This window comes from Opitutaceae bacterium TAV5, assembly GCA_000242935.3.
Lineage (GTDB): Bacteria > Verrucomicrobiota > Verrucomicrobiia > Opitutales > Opitutaceae > Geminisphaera.
In genome coordinates, this window is sequence record CP007053.1 from 7208629 (window position 1) to 7224986 (window position 16358).

Sequence of the window (16358 nt, forward strand, 5' to 3'; positions counted from 1 at the left end):
GCCGTCACTTCCCCAGCAACGCCTCCACCCGGTCGCACACCGCGGCGTTGCCCGCCACGTAGCGGATGCGGTCCATCCTCAGGTTGAAACTGCGTAACGGAAATGGCGATACGCTGCGGTAGCGCACTTCGCCGCCCGCCGCGAGGCACAGCGGCACCGCCGCCGCGATGTCCCACACGCGCACGTTGTGGTCCACCGTGCCGCCCAGAATGCCTGCTGCCACGTAAGCCAGGTGCAGGGTGCTGCTCCCCAGCCCGCGAATCTTGAAATGCTCCATGATGATCGCCGCCTCCTTCGCGTACTCCCGATCCATCGGGCTGTGAAAGCCGAGCAGCGTCCGGTCCTTCGTCGCCTCCGGCGCCGGCTGCACCCGCACCTCCCGCTCGCCGTCCCTCACGCCGAAACCCGGTCCGCCGTGCATCAGCACGCGACGCGCCAGATCGTAAATCACGCCATACACCGGCACGCCGTTTTCCAGCAACGCCAGCGAGATCGCGCAGTGCGCGATGCCCAGCGCGTAGTTGTTGGTGCCGTCGATCGGATCGAGCACCCACGCGAACCGCTTCACGAGCGGGATCGGGCGCTCTGTCTCCGTCAGCTCCTCGCTCAGCAGCTCGTCGTCCGGAAACTGCGCGGCCAGTTCCCTGAAAATATTCTCCGAAATCGCCACGTCCACCGGCGTCACCCGTGTGCCGTCGTATTTCCAGTTGCTCTGCGCGCGGCCGAACTCGCGGTGCATCAGCTCCGTCTGCGCCATGACGGCGCGCTTCGCGGCCTCGATGCGGGATGACAACGCGGCCGGCGCCGCTGCGGACGATGAAGACATAAGCTGTCATCCGAACACAATTCCTCCCCGGTGTGAAACCGTTTTGCACGATCCCCGGAAGTAGAAGCAGCGATGCCTCGCCGCTTTCCTGCCAGTCATACCCGTCGGCGCCGCCGGTCATCGGCAATAAAAAGATTGGTCCCCTCGCCTCGCCTGTGGCACGTTTCCTGTTAGCGTTTTTTTCCAATCCTTTCCAACACCATGCCAGCCTCATCCAAATCGAAGTCGAAGAAAACAACCGCCTCCGCCGCCACCGGCGCCCGATCCTCCGGCAAAACCCTCCCTCCCTTTTACCCTTCCGCAGTCGATTCCTCCACGCCGACAGCTTCCGGCAACGGCTCCGATGTCGATGCCACCCGCATCAAGAACGCCATCCTCCGCCACCTGACCAACACCCTCGGCCGCGATTCGCACACCGCCACCAACCGTGACTGGTGGCTCGCCACCGCCCACGCCATCCGCGAGTACATCCACTGCCGCCTCATCGCCACCCAGGGCGTCCACAACCGGCAAAATTCCCGCCGCCTCTACTACCTCTCGCTCGAGTACCTCATGGGCCGCCTGATGGAGAACAATCTCCACAACACCGGCCTCTACACGCAGACCCTCCAGGCCCTCAAGGAACTCGGCATCGAGTGGGAAGCCATCCGCGAATCCGAAGTCGACATGGGTCTCGGCAACGGCGGCCTCGGCCGGCTCGCCGCCTGTTTCCTCGACTCGCTCGCCACGCTCGACCTTCCCGCCATCGGCTACGGCATCCACTACGAATTCGGCCTCTTCAAACAGGAATTCGTCAACGGCGCCCAGGTCGAGCACCCCGACAACTGGATGATCTTCGGCACCCCTTGGGAGCTCGTCCGCGCCGAGAACACCCAGACCGTGCAAATCTACGGCCGCGTCGAACAGGTCTTCGATGACAAGGGCAACGCCCATCCCCGGTGGGTCGATACCAAAACCTTCCTCGGCGTCCCCTACGACATCCCCATCGCCGGCTACGGCACCGAAACCGTCAACCTCCTCCGTCTCTGGGCCTCGCGCTCCACCGAGGAATTCGACCTGGCCGCCTTCAACAGCGGCGGCTATGTCGAGGCCGTCCGCGAAAAAGCCGTGGGCGAGACCGTCTCGAAGGTGCTTTACCCGAACGACAAGACCGAGAACGGCAAGGAGCTCCGCCTCGTGCAGCAGTACTTTTTTGTCACCTGCTCCCTGCGCGATCTCATCCGCCGCCACTTCCGCGAGAAGGGCAACACCTGGGAGAATTTTTCGGAAAAAGTCGCCATCCAGCTCAACGACACCCATCCCGCCATCGCCGTGGCCGAGCTCCAGCGCATTCTCGTGGACGAGGAAAATCTTCCCTGGGACACCGCCTGGCAGACCGTCACCGCCACCTTCGGCTACACCAACCACACGCTCCTGCCCGAGGCGCTCGAAAAGTGGAGCGTGCCTCTCTTCACGCGCGTCCTCCCGCGTCACGCCCAGATCATTTTCGAGATCAACCGCCGTCTCCTGGCGCACGTCGAGACGGTCTGGCCCGGCGACAACGACAAAAAACGCACGCTCTCCCTGGTCGAGGAAAACGGCGGCAAATCCTTCCGCATGGCCAATCTCGCCGTCGTCGGCTCGCATGCCGTCAACGGCGTCGCCGCCCTCCACACCGAACTCCTGAAAAAAGACCTCTTCCCCGACTTCAACGCGCTCTATCCGGGCAAATTCCAGAACAAGACCAACGGCATCACGCCCCGTCGCTGGCTCGAGGCCTCCAACCCGCGCCTCGCCGCGCTCCTGACCGAAACCCTCGGCAACAACAAGTGGGTGCGCGATCTCAATCTCCTGCGCGGCCTCGAACCCCATGCCGACAAGCCCGACTTCCAGAAGAGGTTCATGGACATCAAGCGCGAGAACAAGGTCGAGCTCGCCGCCATCATCAAGGCGGACTGCGGCGTCGAAGTCTCGCCCGACGCGCTCTTCGACGTGCAGATCAAGCGTCTCCACGAATACAAGCGGCAGCACCTGAACCTGCTGCACATCCTCACGCTCTACCGCCGCCTCCTGCAAAACCCGTCGCTCGACATCGTGCCGCGCGTTTTCATCTTCGGCGCCAAGGCCGCCCCCGGCTACGACCTCGCCAAAAACATCATTCGCGCGATCAACATCATCGGCGACCGCATCAACAACGACATCCGTACCCGCGGCCTGCTCAAGGTCGCCTTCCTGCCCAACTACCGCGTGTCGCTCGCCGAGCGCATCATCCCCGCCGCCGACATTTCCGAGCAGATCTCGACCGCAGGCAAGGAAGCCTCCGGCACCGGCAACATGAAGCTCGCCCTCAACGGCGCGCTCACCGTCGGCACGCTCGACGGGGCCAATGTCGAAATAAAAGAAGAGGTCGGCGACGAAAACATCTTCATCTTCGGCATGACGGTGGATCAGGTCGAGGCGCTCAACGCCCGCGGGTATCATCCCTGGGACTACTATCACGCCGACGAGGAGCTCCGCGCCGTGGTCGACTGGCTCGGTTCCGACTACTTCACTCCCGGCGAGCACGGCGCCTTCTGGCCGCTGCATCACAGCCTGCTCGACGGCGGTGATCCGTTCAAGGTGCTCGCCGACTATCGCGCCTATGTGGAGTGTCACGAAAAAGTGGATGCGGCCTACCGTGACAAGTCCGCCTGGGCGAAAAAGGCGATCCTCAACACCGCCCGCGTCGGCTTTTTCAGCAGCGACCGCACGATTGCCGAATACGCCCGCGACATCTGGCGCCTCCCGCCCGTCGCCGTCGTTTCCTGAACGCGGCCCGCGGCGGCTCAGCCGCAACCGAGGGGGGAAGAATGGCCACGAAAAACACAAAAAGACACACTGCGCATGAAATCCTCCATCGCGCTTATAAGCGCGCGGGAGATTCTCGTCGGACAGAAAGAAATTTTGTGTTTTTTGTGGCCATCCCGGTTTGAATCCGGAACGCATCGACACCGGGGGAGAGCATCCGCTTTTGTGCGCGATTTCCCGGTCAGCTGAACGACTTGCCGCAGCCGCAGGTGCTCTGCGCGTTGGGGTTCCGGATCTCGAATCCCTTCCCTTGCAGCCCGTCGTCGAATTCGATCACCGATCCGTCGAGATAGGCGAGGCTCGTCGGGTCCACCAGCATCGGCACGCCTTCGCTCTCGAAACGGGCATCGTCCGGCTTCGGTTCGTCAAACGACATGCCGTACTGGAAACCCGAGCAGCCGCCGGACTCGACCAGCACGCGCAGCACTTTTTCCCCGGCATCGTTTTCACGTTGCATGAGACGGATCTGGTCGGCGGCGCGCGGGCTGAGTGTGATCATGGCTCCTGCAAGTTGCTCGCCCCGCTCCCGCTGTCAACCGGGCGGGATGCCCTCATCGGCCTTACCGCGACGGTTTCACCTGCTCGATCACCGTCACCTTGCCGTCGACAAACGTGACCCGGAAACGCTCTTCCATGCGCTGCTCGTAGACCGGACGCTCGACCGGCGTGAAAAGCACCCGGTACCCGCCCCGCCCGTCCGGAATCACCTCGCGCCGGTAGCCGACAAAAACCGTACCCCGGTATTCCTGCCAGTAGGAGTTGTAGATCCACATCGTCTTGCGGCCGGTGTCCGCCGTCAGCGATTCCTGCTTCTCGCTCGGGTCGCCGAGCGCGATGTACACCATGTCCTCGGTATCGCCGACGTTGATGTGTTTCTCCTTCAGCCGTTCCTGCGTGGACGGATCGAGGTTTTCGAACACCTGCGCCTTCTCGCGGCTGCGACTTTCGAAGGTGTTGCAGCCGGAGACGAAAAACAGGGCGGCAAGGAGCGCCAAAAAAGAAAAAGGGTAAAATTTCATCACAAAAAAACCTGACCGCTTTTGGTGTTTCGACAAGCGGCAGATCATGGATTTGCGTTTTTTCCGGTTTTGTCCGGACGACCCGTCCCGAAAAAAATTTCAAAGAAAATGCTCCCGCGATTTGTGCGGCGCGAAAAACCAGGTATCAGGTTTCTCAACCCGCTTGATTGGCTGTGTCCGAACGTGAGGGACGCGAGGACACATAAAAAAGTCGATCAGGCAAAGGGTTGAGGGAAAGGCCAGGAGAAATCCTGGCCTTTTTCGTGCCCGCACCGGAAGGAGCGGCGGCATGGCAAGCTGTCGGCGAGGTCAGAACCCGATCGCCTTGCCGATGATGGCCTTGGTCAGCGCGCTCGTGTCCACTTTTTCCAGGGAACCGCCGAGCACCACCGGCGTGAAAAACGGCGCATAGCCATCCGCATCGGCCTCGCCGCCGAGCAGGTGGGCTGCTTCCAGCCAGGTGGCGAGTTTGCCCTTGCCGGCGAGGTTGACGTTGAGGTTCAGCGCCTGGCGCACCAGCGGCACGCCTTCCGCAAAGGTGAGCTGGCCTCCGCCGGTCAACCGCAGCTCCGGCGACACCAGCGTGAGATCCTTGAGCACCGCATTCAGGTTGTCATCCCGGCTCGCCACCAGGCTGAGCCGGTCGAATTTGATTTCCTCGAAGGAGGAGGCAATCTGCCGGAGCGCGGAGACCACTTCCTGCGCCGTTTCGGCCGCCTTGGCGGCCTTGCCTCCCTTGCTGCCGAGCACGCCGGAAAGGATGCTCACCGCGGTGGAGGCGAGGTTGCCCGTTTTGTTGACCTGTTCGGCGAGATCGCCCGACAGCGCGCGGCAGATGCCGCCGCCCGCGCTGGCGATGCTGAAGTCGCCGCGCACGTCGTCCACCAGTCCGGCCGGCGTGGGCGCGGCGCCGGTCAGCTTGCTCGCGACGTTGAGCCGGGTTTCGAGCACCGCGGGCTGGCCGGGATTGAACGCGCGCAACCAGGGCGCGGTGGCGAAGTTGTTGACCGCAAGGTCGGCGGCGAGCGCGTAGGCGTCGCGCTTTTTCGCATCGAAGGTCAGGGCGCCGTTGAGCTTGAGGTCGCTGTCCGCGCCGAAGATCGCCTTGATCGCCTCGAGCTTCAGGGCCTCGGGCGTGATGCGGATCGCGCCGCCGACATCGGCGATTTCCAGTTCACCGGAGTACACCACGCGCTTGAGCGCGAGCGTCACTTCGCCGGTGAGGCCGGCCCAGAGCGGACCGGCGGCGGGTGTTGTCGTTGCCGGCGGCGGAGGCGAGGCGGGAGACGTCGGCGAGGCGGACGGAGCGGTGGCGGAATTGTCCGCCGGCACCAGGGCGGCGAACGCCTGCGCGTCCTCGATATAGAACAGGTTGCTCGTGATCTGCGCGCGGGCATCGAGCGCGTTGCCCGCGGGAGCGGGCGTGAGCGTGGCCTTGAGCGTGAGATCGGAGGCGCGGTTGCCGGCGGCGGCGTTGCGGAGCGTGACCGGAGCGGAAACCGTGAGCGTACCCGCCGCCGTGCGGCTGACGTCGGCGTCGAGCGTGAGCGCAGGCAACGTCGCGGGAGCGGCGCGCGTGCGCAGGCCGTCAAGTGCGAGTGTCGCCCTGGCCGCGAGATCGCCGACGGCAGACAGCGTGCCCCGCGCGCTGAACGTGGCCTTGCCCGCCGTCACGCCTTCGAGCGCGGCGAGCAGCGGCTGCGAGGCGAGCGCGGCGGGCTGCACGGTGCCGTTCGCCTCGAAAGTGACCGGGGCTCCGGCCGCGGTGGCGCCCGCGGCCCGCGCCGCCGCCGCCGGGTCGATGGTCTGCCGCGCGCTGGCCGTGAGCTGCACGGCATCGGCTCCGGCCGCTCGCAGCGTGATCTTGCCGATCGAGGCGCTCCAGCCGCTGGCAGCGTATGTGGCAGCGAGATCGTCCACCGACAAGGCAAGGCGGGCCGCAATCGCGCGGCCATCCTGCGTCACCTCCGTGAGGTTGACGGTCAGCGGTTCGATGGTGGTGATGCGGGCCGTGTCGCCTTGCAGCCGCGCCACCCATGCGCCGCGCACCGGTTCCCCCTGCACGCGAATCCCGGAGCCGGTGAGGAAGGGCTCGGCCATCGCCAGCGGCACGCCGTCCAGGGCGACACGGACGAGATCCGCGGAGGTGTCGCCTGCGGTCACGACGCCCGTGGCGAGATCGACGGCGAAAGGCTGCTCCGCGCGCACCGTCACCAGCGGCTGCCCGGTGGAAACGGTGGCGGAAAATTTTTCGATGCGCGCGGTGTCCCCCGTCAGGGCGGCGTCGAACTCCGTCGCCACCACGACTTCGGTGCGCGGCATCTCCGGCACGAAGTCGGCCAGGTTGCCCTGCACCTGGAGGCGGCCCGATCCGGTCGCATTGCCGGAGGCGAAGCCATAGCTGAAGGAGCCACTGCCGGCCGCCGCGAACTTCGGGAGCACGATGCCCGCCGCGTAAGGCGCGAGATCGGCGTCGCCGAGATCGAGTTGCCAGCTGCCTTCGACCGCCTGCGCCGCCGGGTCCCGCCGCGCCTCGACGAGCGCGCGGGTGGTGTCGCGGGTTTGCAGCGAAAGCGAATACGCTTCCGGCTTGCCGGCGGCGGCGGCCAGCGCCGCGACCTTGACCGTCGCCGATTCCTGGCCGGCGCGCGCGGCGAGGTGGAGCGACAGCGAATCGAAACTCCGCGACGTCGGCATGTGCGCCTCGAGCACGCCTTCGAGAGAAATCTTTTCCGCGCCGGCGCCACCCGGCACATCGACGCCCTCGGCCGTCACTCCCACGGTCAGCTTCCCCGTCTGCCCCGCCGAAAAATTGCCTCCCCCGAGCGAGATGTCGGCGACCAGCGGTTTTGTTGCCGCCCCCGGCGTGGTGATCACCGTCACGCGCCCCGAACTCTCGATCGTTCCCACCGACAGGTCGACGGGCAGCCCAAGCAGGGCGAACAGGCCGTCGAACGGCTCCGGAGCCGCCGGCTCCTTGCCGGTGGCGCCTTTCTCCGCGCCGGCCGCGACCAGCGCCGCCGGCGTGAGGGTGGCGCTCCAGCCGTTGGCCACCAGCCGGCGCACGTCCACCCGCGAACGCGCCGCATCGATCAGCGGCACGTCGAGCTCGACGGAAGGCACATCGAGCAAAATGCCCGGCTGCTCGATCCGCAACCCGGTGACACGCACGCCCGAGAGCCCCGCCGCCACGCGCTCGACGGAGGCCGTCATGCCCGGTTGCGAGGCCAGCACCCGGCGGGCGACGGCGGTCTGCACCGCCGGGACGAACGCGAGGGCAATCACCAGCGCGACGAGCACCGGCGGCAGGAGGAGGAACAGGACAAGTTTACGGCGACGGGTCATATGACAAAATAAGGAATCATCATACGACGACATCATGTTCCGCCTGGTTCCACCAAATAAAGTTCTCCCTCCGCGTCCGCATCGACGTTCCCTTGCAGGAAACAGCTTGCCAGCCCCGTGGCGGGCGCGAAGCTGGCACACGCTTCAATTCCTGCAGCTTTCATCAAGAAGAATCCAGCCACACAACCCGCGGGAACTGCCCCGCTCGCATACAGCATGGACGAGAAACCAACCGAGAAACCCGCCGAGGGCCTCAACAAGATCGATTTGTCGCAACTCCAGGGCTTCAGCTTTGGCACGCAATGGACGCAAGACGCGGGCAACCGCGGCGGCGCCGGCGGCGGCAGCGGACATCGTGATCATCAACGCCGTGACGACCGTCCGCGTCGCGATGGCGGCGGAGGCCCGGCAGATCCGCGTCGTGACCGGCGCGGTTTCCGCAAGCCCGGCGGCGACGCCGCTCCCGGCGAATCCGCCCCCGGGGGCGATCGCCCGCCGCATCCGCGCCGCGAATTTCGCGAGCCTCGCCGCGACGGCCAGCCCGGTGGCGGACGCGGCCCCGGCCAGGGTCCGGCCCAAGGCCAGGGTTACGGCGGCCAGCGTCGCGATTTCCGGGGTGGCGGTCATCGCCGCGAAGGCGGCGGCAGCCCCTTCCCGATCCAGGACCGCGGCCCGTACATCAGCCCGTATTTCGACATCACGCTCTATACCGAAGACGGCGGATTCAGTGCGCTCGCCAAGGCCGTGCGCGCCTCCTGCCGCACCTATGAACTCTTCGACATCGCCCGCGTCGTCGTCGAAAAGAACGACCGCTTCATCGCCGTCGTCCAGCGCAAGGCTCCCTCCCCCGCCCCGGCCTCCGCCGAAGGGACCAGCGTGCCGCCCGTGAAGCCCGCGCCCTTTTACATCTCCGTGCCCGACGGGCTGCCCTTCGACAACGAGGAAGACGCCATCCAGCATGTGCTCACCCATCACCTCGACCGCTTCTTCGAAACGAGCGAAGTCGAGATCGATCCGCCCAAGGGCAGTTTCCAGGTCATCAACCGCTGCCCGCTGACCGGCACGCTCCTCGCGCCTCCCAATTACCATCGGTACAACCAGATCGTACAAAAACACCACGCGGCCCATATCCGCATGCCGCTGGAAGCCTGGCGCGCGAAAATCGAAACGGTGCGCGATCCCGAGCTCATCAACCAGTGGCTCGACCTGATGAAAAAGGTCACACGCTACACCTGGAAGCTCACCGGCAAGCACGCCGCGCCCGGGGCGGCGCCTGCTGAACCCGCCGGCGAAGCGGCCTCCTCCGACCCGCAACCGGCCGCTGCCCCGACGGCAGACGACACGCCCGCCAATCCTCCGGCAACCGAAGCGCCCGCGGAAGTTGCCGCGGCGACGGACGACGTCGCTTCTCCCGCGCCTGCTCCGGAAGCCGAAGCCCCTGTCGAGGCCGCGGCCGCGCCGACGCCCGAGGCACCCTCCTTCGATTCGCTCGAAGAGGCCCGCCAGTACCTGCTCACCCACGCCCGCGAGAAGGTTCTCCGCACCACCGGCCAGCTCCGTTTCCCGGGTCGCCTGCTCGAAACACTGCCGCAGGGTGAAATCCGCCGCGCGCTCGAAGGGTATCTGGAAAAACAGCGCCGTTTCCCGCTCGATACCGCCAATGCCCTCCGCGGCCGCCTCCGTCGTGAAGGATTCACGATCTTCAAAAAAGGCTCCAAGGGCATCAGCTACGTGTGCGCCGTGAAGCGGAAATTCCGCGTCCCCGGCCAGACCTTTGCCGATTCGATCGACGGCCTCATCCGCTACATCGAGGAGCATCCGATGATCCGCCAGTCGGACCTTCCCAAAAAATTCCTCGGCATCCATCTGCCCGCCCCCGCTCCGGCCTCCGAAGCCGCGCCCGCCGCTGCTGCCGGCGCCGAAGGCGAGGCCACTCCGGCAACCGCTTCCGCTCCGGCGGAAGGCGCGCCGCCGGAACCCGCGGCCCCCGCGCTCCCGCCGGAGGATCAGGCAAGGATCAACCGCATGCAGATGGACCTGCGCTGGCTGGTCGGCGAAGGCTACGTCACGGAGTTCCGCGACGGACGCCTGTTCGCGCCCCCCCCGATGGTCGAGGCGCGCAAGAAGGAGATCGAAGGCGGCGAGCACGATCCGGAAAACTTCCCGGAAGCTCCGGCCCAGACCCCGCCGCCCGCACCCGCTTCCGCAACCCGGGAAGAATCACCGGCTGCTGCCACCGCTGCCGCGCCGGAAGCGGAATCCACACCGGAATCCGCGGAGCAGCCCGAAGCGTCTCCCCCGCCGGAAACGCCGGCCGAAACCGCGGAGCCGGCGGCGGCGGCCGACACGCCTGCGGCCGACACCGCCACTGCCGAAGCGGATCCGGAAGCCGGAGAAGCCGACAAACCTGCGTCCGGATCGTAACCGGCCGCCGGTTTCACGCCGCAACCGTCGCTCCCTTCACAGACCCGCCCTTGCCGGCGGGTCTTTTTTTGTCCGGCCGGGGAGGGACACGTTCCGGGAAACCACGCCGAAAGGAGTCCCGGCCGGAGACGAGGCAGGCGCTCCTGCGTATGAACCTGGATTCAGAAGTTGAAACCGCTAAAGGACGCTAAAAGCCGCTAAAGGAGAGCCGGTTGATGAAGGAATCAGGAGGCCGGGACATTCCACCTGCCGGGTGAAGGCATCGCCGGGTTCTCCTGTCTGACCATGTCTTTCTTTAGCGTCCGTTAGCGTCCTTTAGCGGTTCCCTCTGCTGCGGTTTTCAGGATGAAACAGGCGGGCTAGAAATGGCCGATGTTGGTGCCCGACAGCGCGGCCTCCCGCATGTCAGCATCCTTGACGAGAGCATCGAGCGTCTGGTCGTTGATCTGGCGGGCCTGATAAAGGTTGTTGAGCCTGGCCCTCTCCGCGCGCACGGCTGACAGACGCAACTGCTTCTCGATCCCGAAAGCGTGCCGGGCCGGTTCACTCGCGCCCTGGTCATCATCGAGGATGGAGAGCTTTTGCCGGAGAGACGCGATGACCCGCTCGCAGAGATCCGCCCGCAGGGAAGCGTCGGGTATCTGTTCGGGAGAGATTTTTTCTTTTTCGCGTTCGATTTCCCCGATCGCCGCCTCGATCGCCAGGCGGCGCGCCATGCGTTCCTCGATCGCCGCGGCGCTCATGGGCGGCATTTGCAGATTCTTGAGCAGAAAGGGGAGCCCGAAACTGGCCCCGAGCAGCGACATGAGGATCACGCCGGTCGCCAGAAAAAGCATGAGGTTGCGCGCGGGGAAAGGAAGGCCGTCCGGCATGAGCAGCGGAAGCGAAAGCACGCCGGCGAGCGTCACGGCCCCGCGCACACCGGCAAGCGAGGTCGCCGCGATCAGCCGCCAGCCCATGGAGGGCGGCAGCTTTCGCCGTTTCAGCGCGGCGCGGAGCAACGTCAGCTTGAGCGAACACCACACCCACAGGAATCGCAGGACGAGAAGCGCCGCGCCGATCGCCAGCACGTACCAGAGCAACACCCACGGCGAACGCACCCCGGCCTCGATCGCATCTTGCGGCGCCTTGTCGAGGATGCCGGGCAGTTGCAGCCCGAGAAGCAGAAAGATGATGCCGTTGAACGACATTTCCAGCATGCCCCAGATGGCGGCGCTCTGGATACGCGTTTCCAGCGAACTGTCGCGCGTGAAGGTCGTGTAGTTCATCGTGATGCCGGCGGCGACGGCGGCGAGGATGCCCGACCAGCCGAGATGCTCCGCGAGCACGTAGGCCGCAAACGGCAGGAGCAGGGTCAGGATGATGTGCGTGCCGGCCGATTCGCCACGCCAGCGGGCGATGCGGTGACGTCCCCAGCCCACCGCGAAGGCGAGAACAACGCCGACGAGCAGTCCGCCCGCGGCGATGAAGACGAAACTCGTGGCGGCCGCTTTCAGTGAAAACGTGCCGGTGAGCGCCGCCGCCAGCGCAAACTTGAAGGCGACCAGGCCGGAAGCGTCGTTGAGCAGCGACTCGCCCTGGAGGATGTGCATGAGCCGCTGCGGCACGCGCACCCGGCCGGTGATGGCCGACACCGCCACCGCGTCCGTGGGCGAAAGCACCGCGGCCAGCGCGAAGGCCGCGGGCAACGAGATCACCGGGATCAGCCAGTTGATAAAATACCCGGCGCCGACGACGGTGAAAAACACCAGACCGAACGCCAGCATGAGCACACCGTTGCGCTCGCGGAAAAGCTCGCGCTTGGGGATGCGCCATCCGTCGGAAAACAGCAGCGGCGGGATGAAGAGCAGCAGAAACAGCTCGGGGTCGAGCGAGACATGGATCCCGTAGTGCGGCAGGGCGGCCAGCCCCGCCCCCACACCGACTTGCACAAGCGGCAACGGCAGGGGGACGAAACGCACGAGCACGTTTGAAATCCCCACCATGAACAGAAACAGCAGAACCAGAAAAACGGTTTCCATCGGAACCGGATTCCGCGCTTCCGGCCGGATTTTTCCACATCAATTCACGAACCGGCAAAAAAATTCCGGCCTTCTCTGTCCGTCACCGTCACTCCGGCCCGCAGCCCGCGCAAATGAATGAAAGCAGCAGGAAGGGAGAGACATGGCGAGAGCCCGGGCGAATTGTTTTTTTGCGAATTCCTGCCAGCCGGTGCAGGCTATGGGCGTGGACGATCCATCGTCCCGGTCCGTGAACTGCTCACATCAACCCGCCAGCCTCTCATGAAAATCCACCATCAGCCCGTCACCGTGCCTACCCGCTGGCATGGTCTTCATCCGATCACCGAACTCGTCACGGCCGAGGTGCAGCGCAGCGATCTCCGGCAGGGGCTCGTATCGGTTTATTGCCAGCACACGAGTTGCAGCCTGATCATCACCGAAAATGTCGATCCCGCCGCGCGCCTCGATCTCGAGGGGTGGTTCAACCGGCTCGTGCCGGAAGGCGATCCGCACTTTACGCACACGGTCGAAGGCCCGGACGACATGCCCAGCCACATCAAGACGGTGCTCACCCACACCAGCGTGACGATTCCGGTCAAGGACGGCAAACTGCTCCTCGGCGACTGGCAAAGCATCTATCTGTGGGAACACCGCCGCAAGCCCCACAACCGCTCGCTGGTCATCACGACACTCGGCGAGTGAGGTGCTCCGGAGCAATACGGGCTCACGTCATCCCTCCCGGCGCTTCCACGATCAGGCGGATGGCATCGAGGCGCAGCCGCGCCTGATCGATGGCCGCGCGGGTGTTCGCGATCTGTTCGGTGGCGAGCGCGATCTCTTCAGGGCGCACGTTGTCGTTGAGTTTTTGCAGATCGAGGAGGCGCTGCCGGCCGGCGGCGAGCGTCGTCTCGGCCCGGGCGGCGGCGGCGGCCTTCAGGTCGAGGATACGCGCCTCGGCGCGCGCCGTGGCGGCGGAGACCAGGTTGCGGAGAAGCGTGGCGTTGAAGCCGGGGCGTTCGAGAAAACGCTGGATCGTGCCGTCCGTGATTTCGCCGGCGATGGTCGCGGCATCGCGCTCGCCGGTCAGGTCGCGGCCGCGGACGTCGACGAGCACGCGAACCGGCGTCGGCGCGAGGAACCGGTCCACCTGCCAGCGCGAATCGGCCACGGCCTCCAGGACAAAAACCGCCTCCAGCAGCAAATTGGGCGTATCCGACCGGATGATACCGAAGCTCGCGCTGCCGGCCGGGGAGCGGGTGAGCAGATCGATGGCATCCTGCACCAGCGGATGATCGGCCGAGAGGAAGCGGATATCCTCGCGGGCGATGGCGCGTTCGCGGCTGAAGGTGGCGAGCATGCCATCGCGCGGGATCGACGGGAAGGCCTCGACGTACGCATGCGCCGGATCGAGAAACACGTCGCCGCTCTCGTCCTCCTTCACGCGCACGCCGAAGTGATCGAGCAGCGCGAGCAGGAAACGGCGCAGGAACGGATCGGTATCTTCCTCCCGGATACGTTCGATGACGCGGGCGGCGACACCGGCGTCGAAGGAGTTGATCTCGAGCAGGCGGTCGCGGCCTTGTTTCAGTTTTTGCGAGAGTGTCTTGCGGAAGCCGGCGGTTTCGGCGACGAGGGTTTCGAGCGCGGCGCGGCCGGTCGTGTGTCCCGCGCGACCGTGGGCCTGCACGAGCGCGAGCAGGCGGTCGCGGAAACGCTGCCGGTATTCGTCCCCGCCATGGAGCGAGGTCTCGAAGGCGTCGAGGCCGCGGTGATACCACTCGACCACGCACTCTTCGGCGCTGCCGGCGACGTACGGCACGTGGATGCGGATGGTCTGCGTCTGGCCGATGCGGTCGAGACGGCCGATGCGCTGCTCGAGCAGGCCGGGATTGAGCGGGAGGTCGAAAAGAACGAGATGGTGGGCGAACTGGAAATTGCGCCCTTCGCTGCCGATCTCGGAACAGATGAGCAGTTGCGCGCCGTCGGGCTCGGCAAACCAGGCGGCGTTGCGGTCGCGCTGGACGAGCGGCAGTTCCTCGTGAAAGAGGCCGGTCTTGATGGCGGCCTTTTCCTGGAGGGCGGCATCGATGGCGACGGCCTTGCGCCGGGATTTGCAGATGAGGAGCACTTTTGCCGGACGGTGCTTTTTGAGGAACGCCGCCAGCCAGTCGATACGCGGGTCGCCGCGAAACGAATAACGGATGCCGGCATCGGCGCCGGTTTCCTCGGCGAGGATTTCGCGGGCAATCCGGGCGAGTGGAGAGGGATGGGAGATATGGGAGGAATGAGACTTATGAGAGAGACGGGAAGTCCCGGACGCGCCGGGCGCAGAGCCGCCGGGAGACTCGGGGCATGAGAGCGCGTCTCCCCCCATCCCCTCCGTCTCATAAGTCCCATCCCTCCCATCTCTCCCATATCTCCCATCCTCCTCCTCATCCCCCGCACCGGGAGCCACCGCTGTCGCCTCCAGCGGCGCGGGGCAAAACCTGCGTTTCGGGAAACCGCTCATCGCGGCGCGGGTGTTGCGGAACATCACGCGGCCGGTGCCGTGCTGGTCGAGGAGGTTTTTGAGGAGCGCCTCGCGCGCGCCGGGCTTGCCCGCGGCCAGCGCGTCGAGGTGCGCGCCGAGTTTTTGCAGATCGCGGGTGAAGATTTTTTTGAGCGCGGCGTGGTCTTTTGCCGTCAGCGGTTTCCCGTCGATGATTTTGCCGGCGATGCCGGCGACCGCGCCGAAGGTTTCCGATTCCTGCAAAAACCGTTCGTAATCGGCATAGCGGTGCGGATCGAGCAGGCGCAGCCGCGCAAAATGACCGGCGACGCCGAGCTGCGTGGGCGTGGCCGTGAGGAGGAGCAGGCCGGGCGCGCGCTGCGCCAGTTGCTCGACGAGGGCGTAGCCCGGGCTGGCCGGGATCGCGGCGGCGGGCGACCATTCGAGGTGATGCGCCTCGTCCACGACCACGATATCCCAGCCGGCGGCCACGGCCTGGTCACGGCGGCGTTCGTTGGCGGCGTCGGCGAGAAAATCGAGACTGCACAAGGCAAGCTGGCTGGCGTTGAAAGGATTTTGCTCCGGGTCGCTCTGCTCGCAGGCAAGACAGCGCGCTTCGTCGTAGATGCTGAACCAGAGATTGAAACGGCGCAGCAGCTCGACGAACCACTGGTGCGTGAGCGATTCGGGCACGAGGATGAGCACGCGGCCCGCGCGTCCGGTGGCGAGCAGACGTTGCAGGATGAGGCACGCCTCGATGGTCTTGCCCAGCCCCACCTCGTCGGCCAGCAGCACGCGGGGAATCTGCCGCGAGGCGACTTCGTGGAGGATGTACATCTGGTGCGGGATGAGTTCGAGCCGCCCGCCAAGAAAGCCGCGCACCTCCGACTGCCGGAAGCGATGCTGCGCCTGCAACGCGCGGAAACGCAGGTCGAACACCTCGCCGGCGTCGGTCTGGCCGGCCAGCAGGCGCTCGGAGGGCGACGTCACACCGATGATATCGGAAAGCGCATCCTCGCGCACGCGGCGTCCGTCCTTGCCCACATAAACCAGCACGCCCGCCCCCGTCGCGTCGCCGACGGCGCTGGCGGTGACGGCGGAGCTCCCCTGCCCTGTCGCCGCGCCGCCGTCTTCCCCGGCCTCGACCGAAGCGACCACCATCTGCGCGCCGTCGCGCGTGGTGATCGTGTCGCCGGCCCGGAACTGCACACGCCGGAGCACGGGTGTGCCGAGCGCGTAAAGGCGGCGTTCACCGGTGGCGGGAAACCCGATCCCGATGCGCGACTGCGCGCGATCCACGCTCACGACAATCCCGAGCCCGAGCTCGGGTTCGCGTTCGCTCATGCAACGCTGGCCGATGCGGCCAACCTGTTCGACGATGTTTTCCGACATCCTCCCATGAGGCCGGAAGAGCGCGGGAGCCGGCAAGT

9 protein-coding genes are annotated in these 16358 nt (G+C 65.9%); 3 read left to right on the top strand and 6 right to left on the bottom strand.

Annotation, left to right across the window (positions count from 1 at the left end; translation table 11 throughout):
- Positions 1-4 precede the first annotated feature (4 nt).
- Positions 5-793, bottom strand: a complete 789-nt coding sequence (locus OPIT5_30435; GenBank protein ID AHF93843.1) for an inositol monophosphatase — start codon at positions 791-793, stop codon at positions 5-7.
- A 234-nt stretch (positions 794-1027) separates the two neighbouring features.
- Here OPIT5_30435 and OPIT5_30440 point away from each other — a divergent pair, with 234 nt between their 5' ends.
- Positions 1028-3613 carry a glycogen phosphorylase gene (locus OPIT5_30440; protein ID AHF93844.1) on the top strand — a complete coding sequence of 862 codons (2586 nt, stop codon included), beginning with the start codon at positions 1028-1030 and terminating at the stop codon, positions 3611-3613.
- A 220-nt stretch (positions 3614-3833) separates the two neighbouring features.
- On the opposite strand, the gene OPIT5_30445 is transcribed toward OPIT5_30440, so the two are convergent.
- The 3 genes from OPIT5_30445 to OPIT5_30455 form a co-directional block, all read right to left on the bottom strand.
- Positions 3834-4151 (bottom strand): heme biosynthesis protein HemY, encoded by a 318-nt coding sequence (locus OPIT5_30445; protein ID AHF93845.1) that lies wholly within the window; start codon positions 4149-4151, stop codon positions 3834-3836.
- Positions 4152-4212: 61 nt separating this feature from the next.
- Positions 4213-4671: a hypothetical protein gene (locus OPIT5_30450; GenBank protein ID AHF93846.1), complete on the bottom strand. Its 459-nt coding sequence runs from the start codon at positions 4669-4671 to the stop codon at positions 4213-4215.
- Between the two features lie 309 nt (positions 4672-4980).
- Positions 4981-8016, bottom strand: a complete 3036-nt coding sequence (locus tag OPIT5_30455) for a hypothetical protein (protein AHF93847.1) — start codon at positions 8014-8016, stop codon at positions 4981-4983.
- Between the two features lie 216 nt (positions 8017-8232).
- Between OPIT5_30455 and OPIT5_30460 the strand changes: the two genes are divergently transcribed.
- Positions 8233-10440, top strand: a complete 2208-nt coding sequence (locus OPIT5_30460; GenBank protein AHF93848.1) for a hypothetical protein — start codon at positions 8233-8235, stop codon at positions 10438-10440.
- 359 nt (positions 10441-10799) lie between these two features.
- Here OPIT5_30460 and OPIT5_30465 read toward each other — a convergent pair whose 3' ends face one another.
- Positions 10800-12461, bottom strand: coding sequence for a sodium:proton antiporter (locus tag OPIT5_30465; protein ID AHF93849.1), 1662 nt, complete (start codon positions 12459-12461; stop codon positions 10800-10802).
- A 261-nt stretch (positions 12462-12722) separates the two neighbouring features.
- Here OPIT5_30465 and OPIT5_30470 point away from each other — a divergent pair, with 261 nt between their 5' ends.
- Positions 12723-13142, top strand: coding sequence for a hypothetical protein (locus OPIT5_30470; GenBank protein AHF93850.1), 420 nt, complete (start codon positions 12723-12725; stop codon positions 13140-13142).
- A 22-nt stretch (positions 13143-13164) separates the two neighbouring features.
- On the opposite strand, the gene OPIT5_30475 is transcribed toward OPIT5_30470, so the two are convergent.
- Positions 13165-16287, bottom strand: coding sequence for a helicase (locus tag OPIT5_30475; GenBank protein AHF93851.1), 3123 nt, complete (start codon positions 16285-16287; stop codon positions 13165-13167).
- Positions 16288-16358: the final 71 nt, after the last annotated feature.

Bases quoted from the DNA above. Each gene is read 5' to 3' on its own strand.
- OPIT5_30440 (AHF93844.1), top strand. From the start codon at position 1,028: ATGCCAGCCTCATCCAAATCGAAGTCGAAGAAAACAACCGCCTCCGCC.
- OPIT5_30445 (AHF93845.1), bottom strand. From the start codon at position 4,151: ATGATCACACTCAGCCCGCGCGCCGCCGACCAGATCCGTCTCATGCAA.
- OPIT5_30450 (AHF93846.1), bottom strand. From the start codon at position 4,671: ATGAAATTTTACCCTTTTTCTTTTTTGGCGCTCCTTGCCGCCCTGTTT.
- OPIT5_30455 (AHF93847.1), bottom strand. From the start codon at position 8,016: ATGACCCGTCGCCGTAAACTTGTCCTGTTCCTCCTCCTGCCGCCGGTG.
- OPIT5_30460 (AHF93848.1), top strand. From the start codon at position 8,233: ATGGACGAGAAACCAACCGAGAAACCCGCCGAGGGCCTCAACAAGATC.
- OPIT5_30465 (AHF93849.1), bottom strand. From the start codon at position 12,461: ATGGAAACCGTTTTTCTGGTTCTGCTGTTTCTGTTCATGGTGGGGATT.
- OPIT5_30470 (AHF93850.1), top strand. From the start codon at position 12,723: ATGAAAATCCACCATCAGCCCGTCACCGTGCCTACCCGCTGGCATGGT.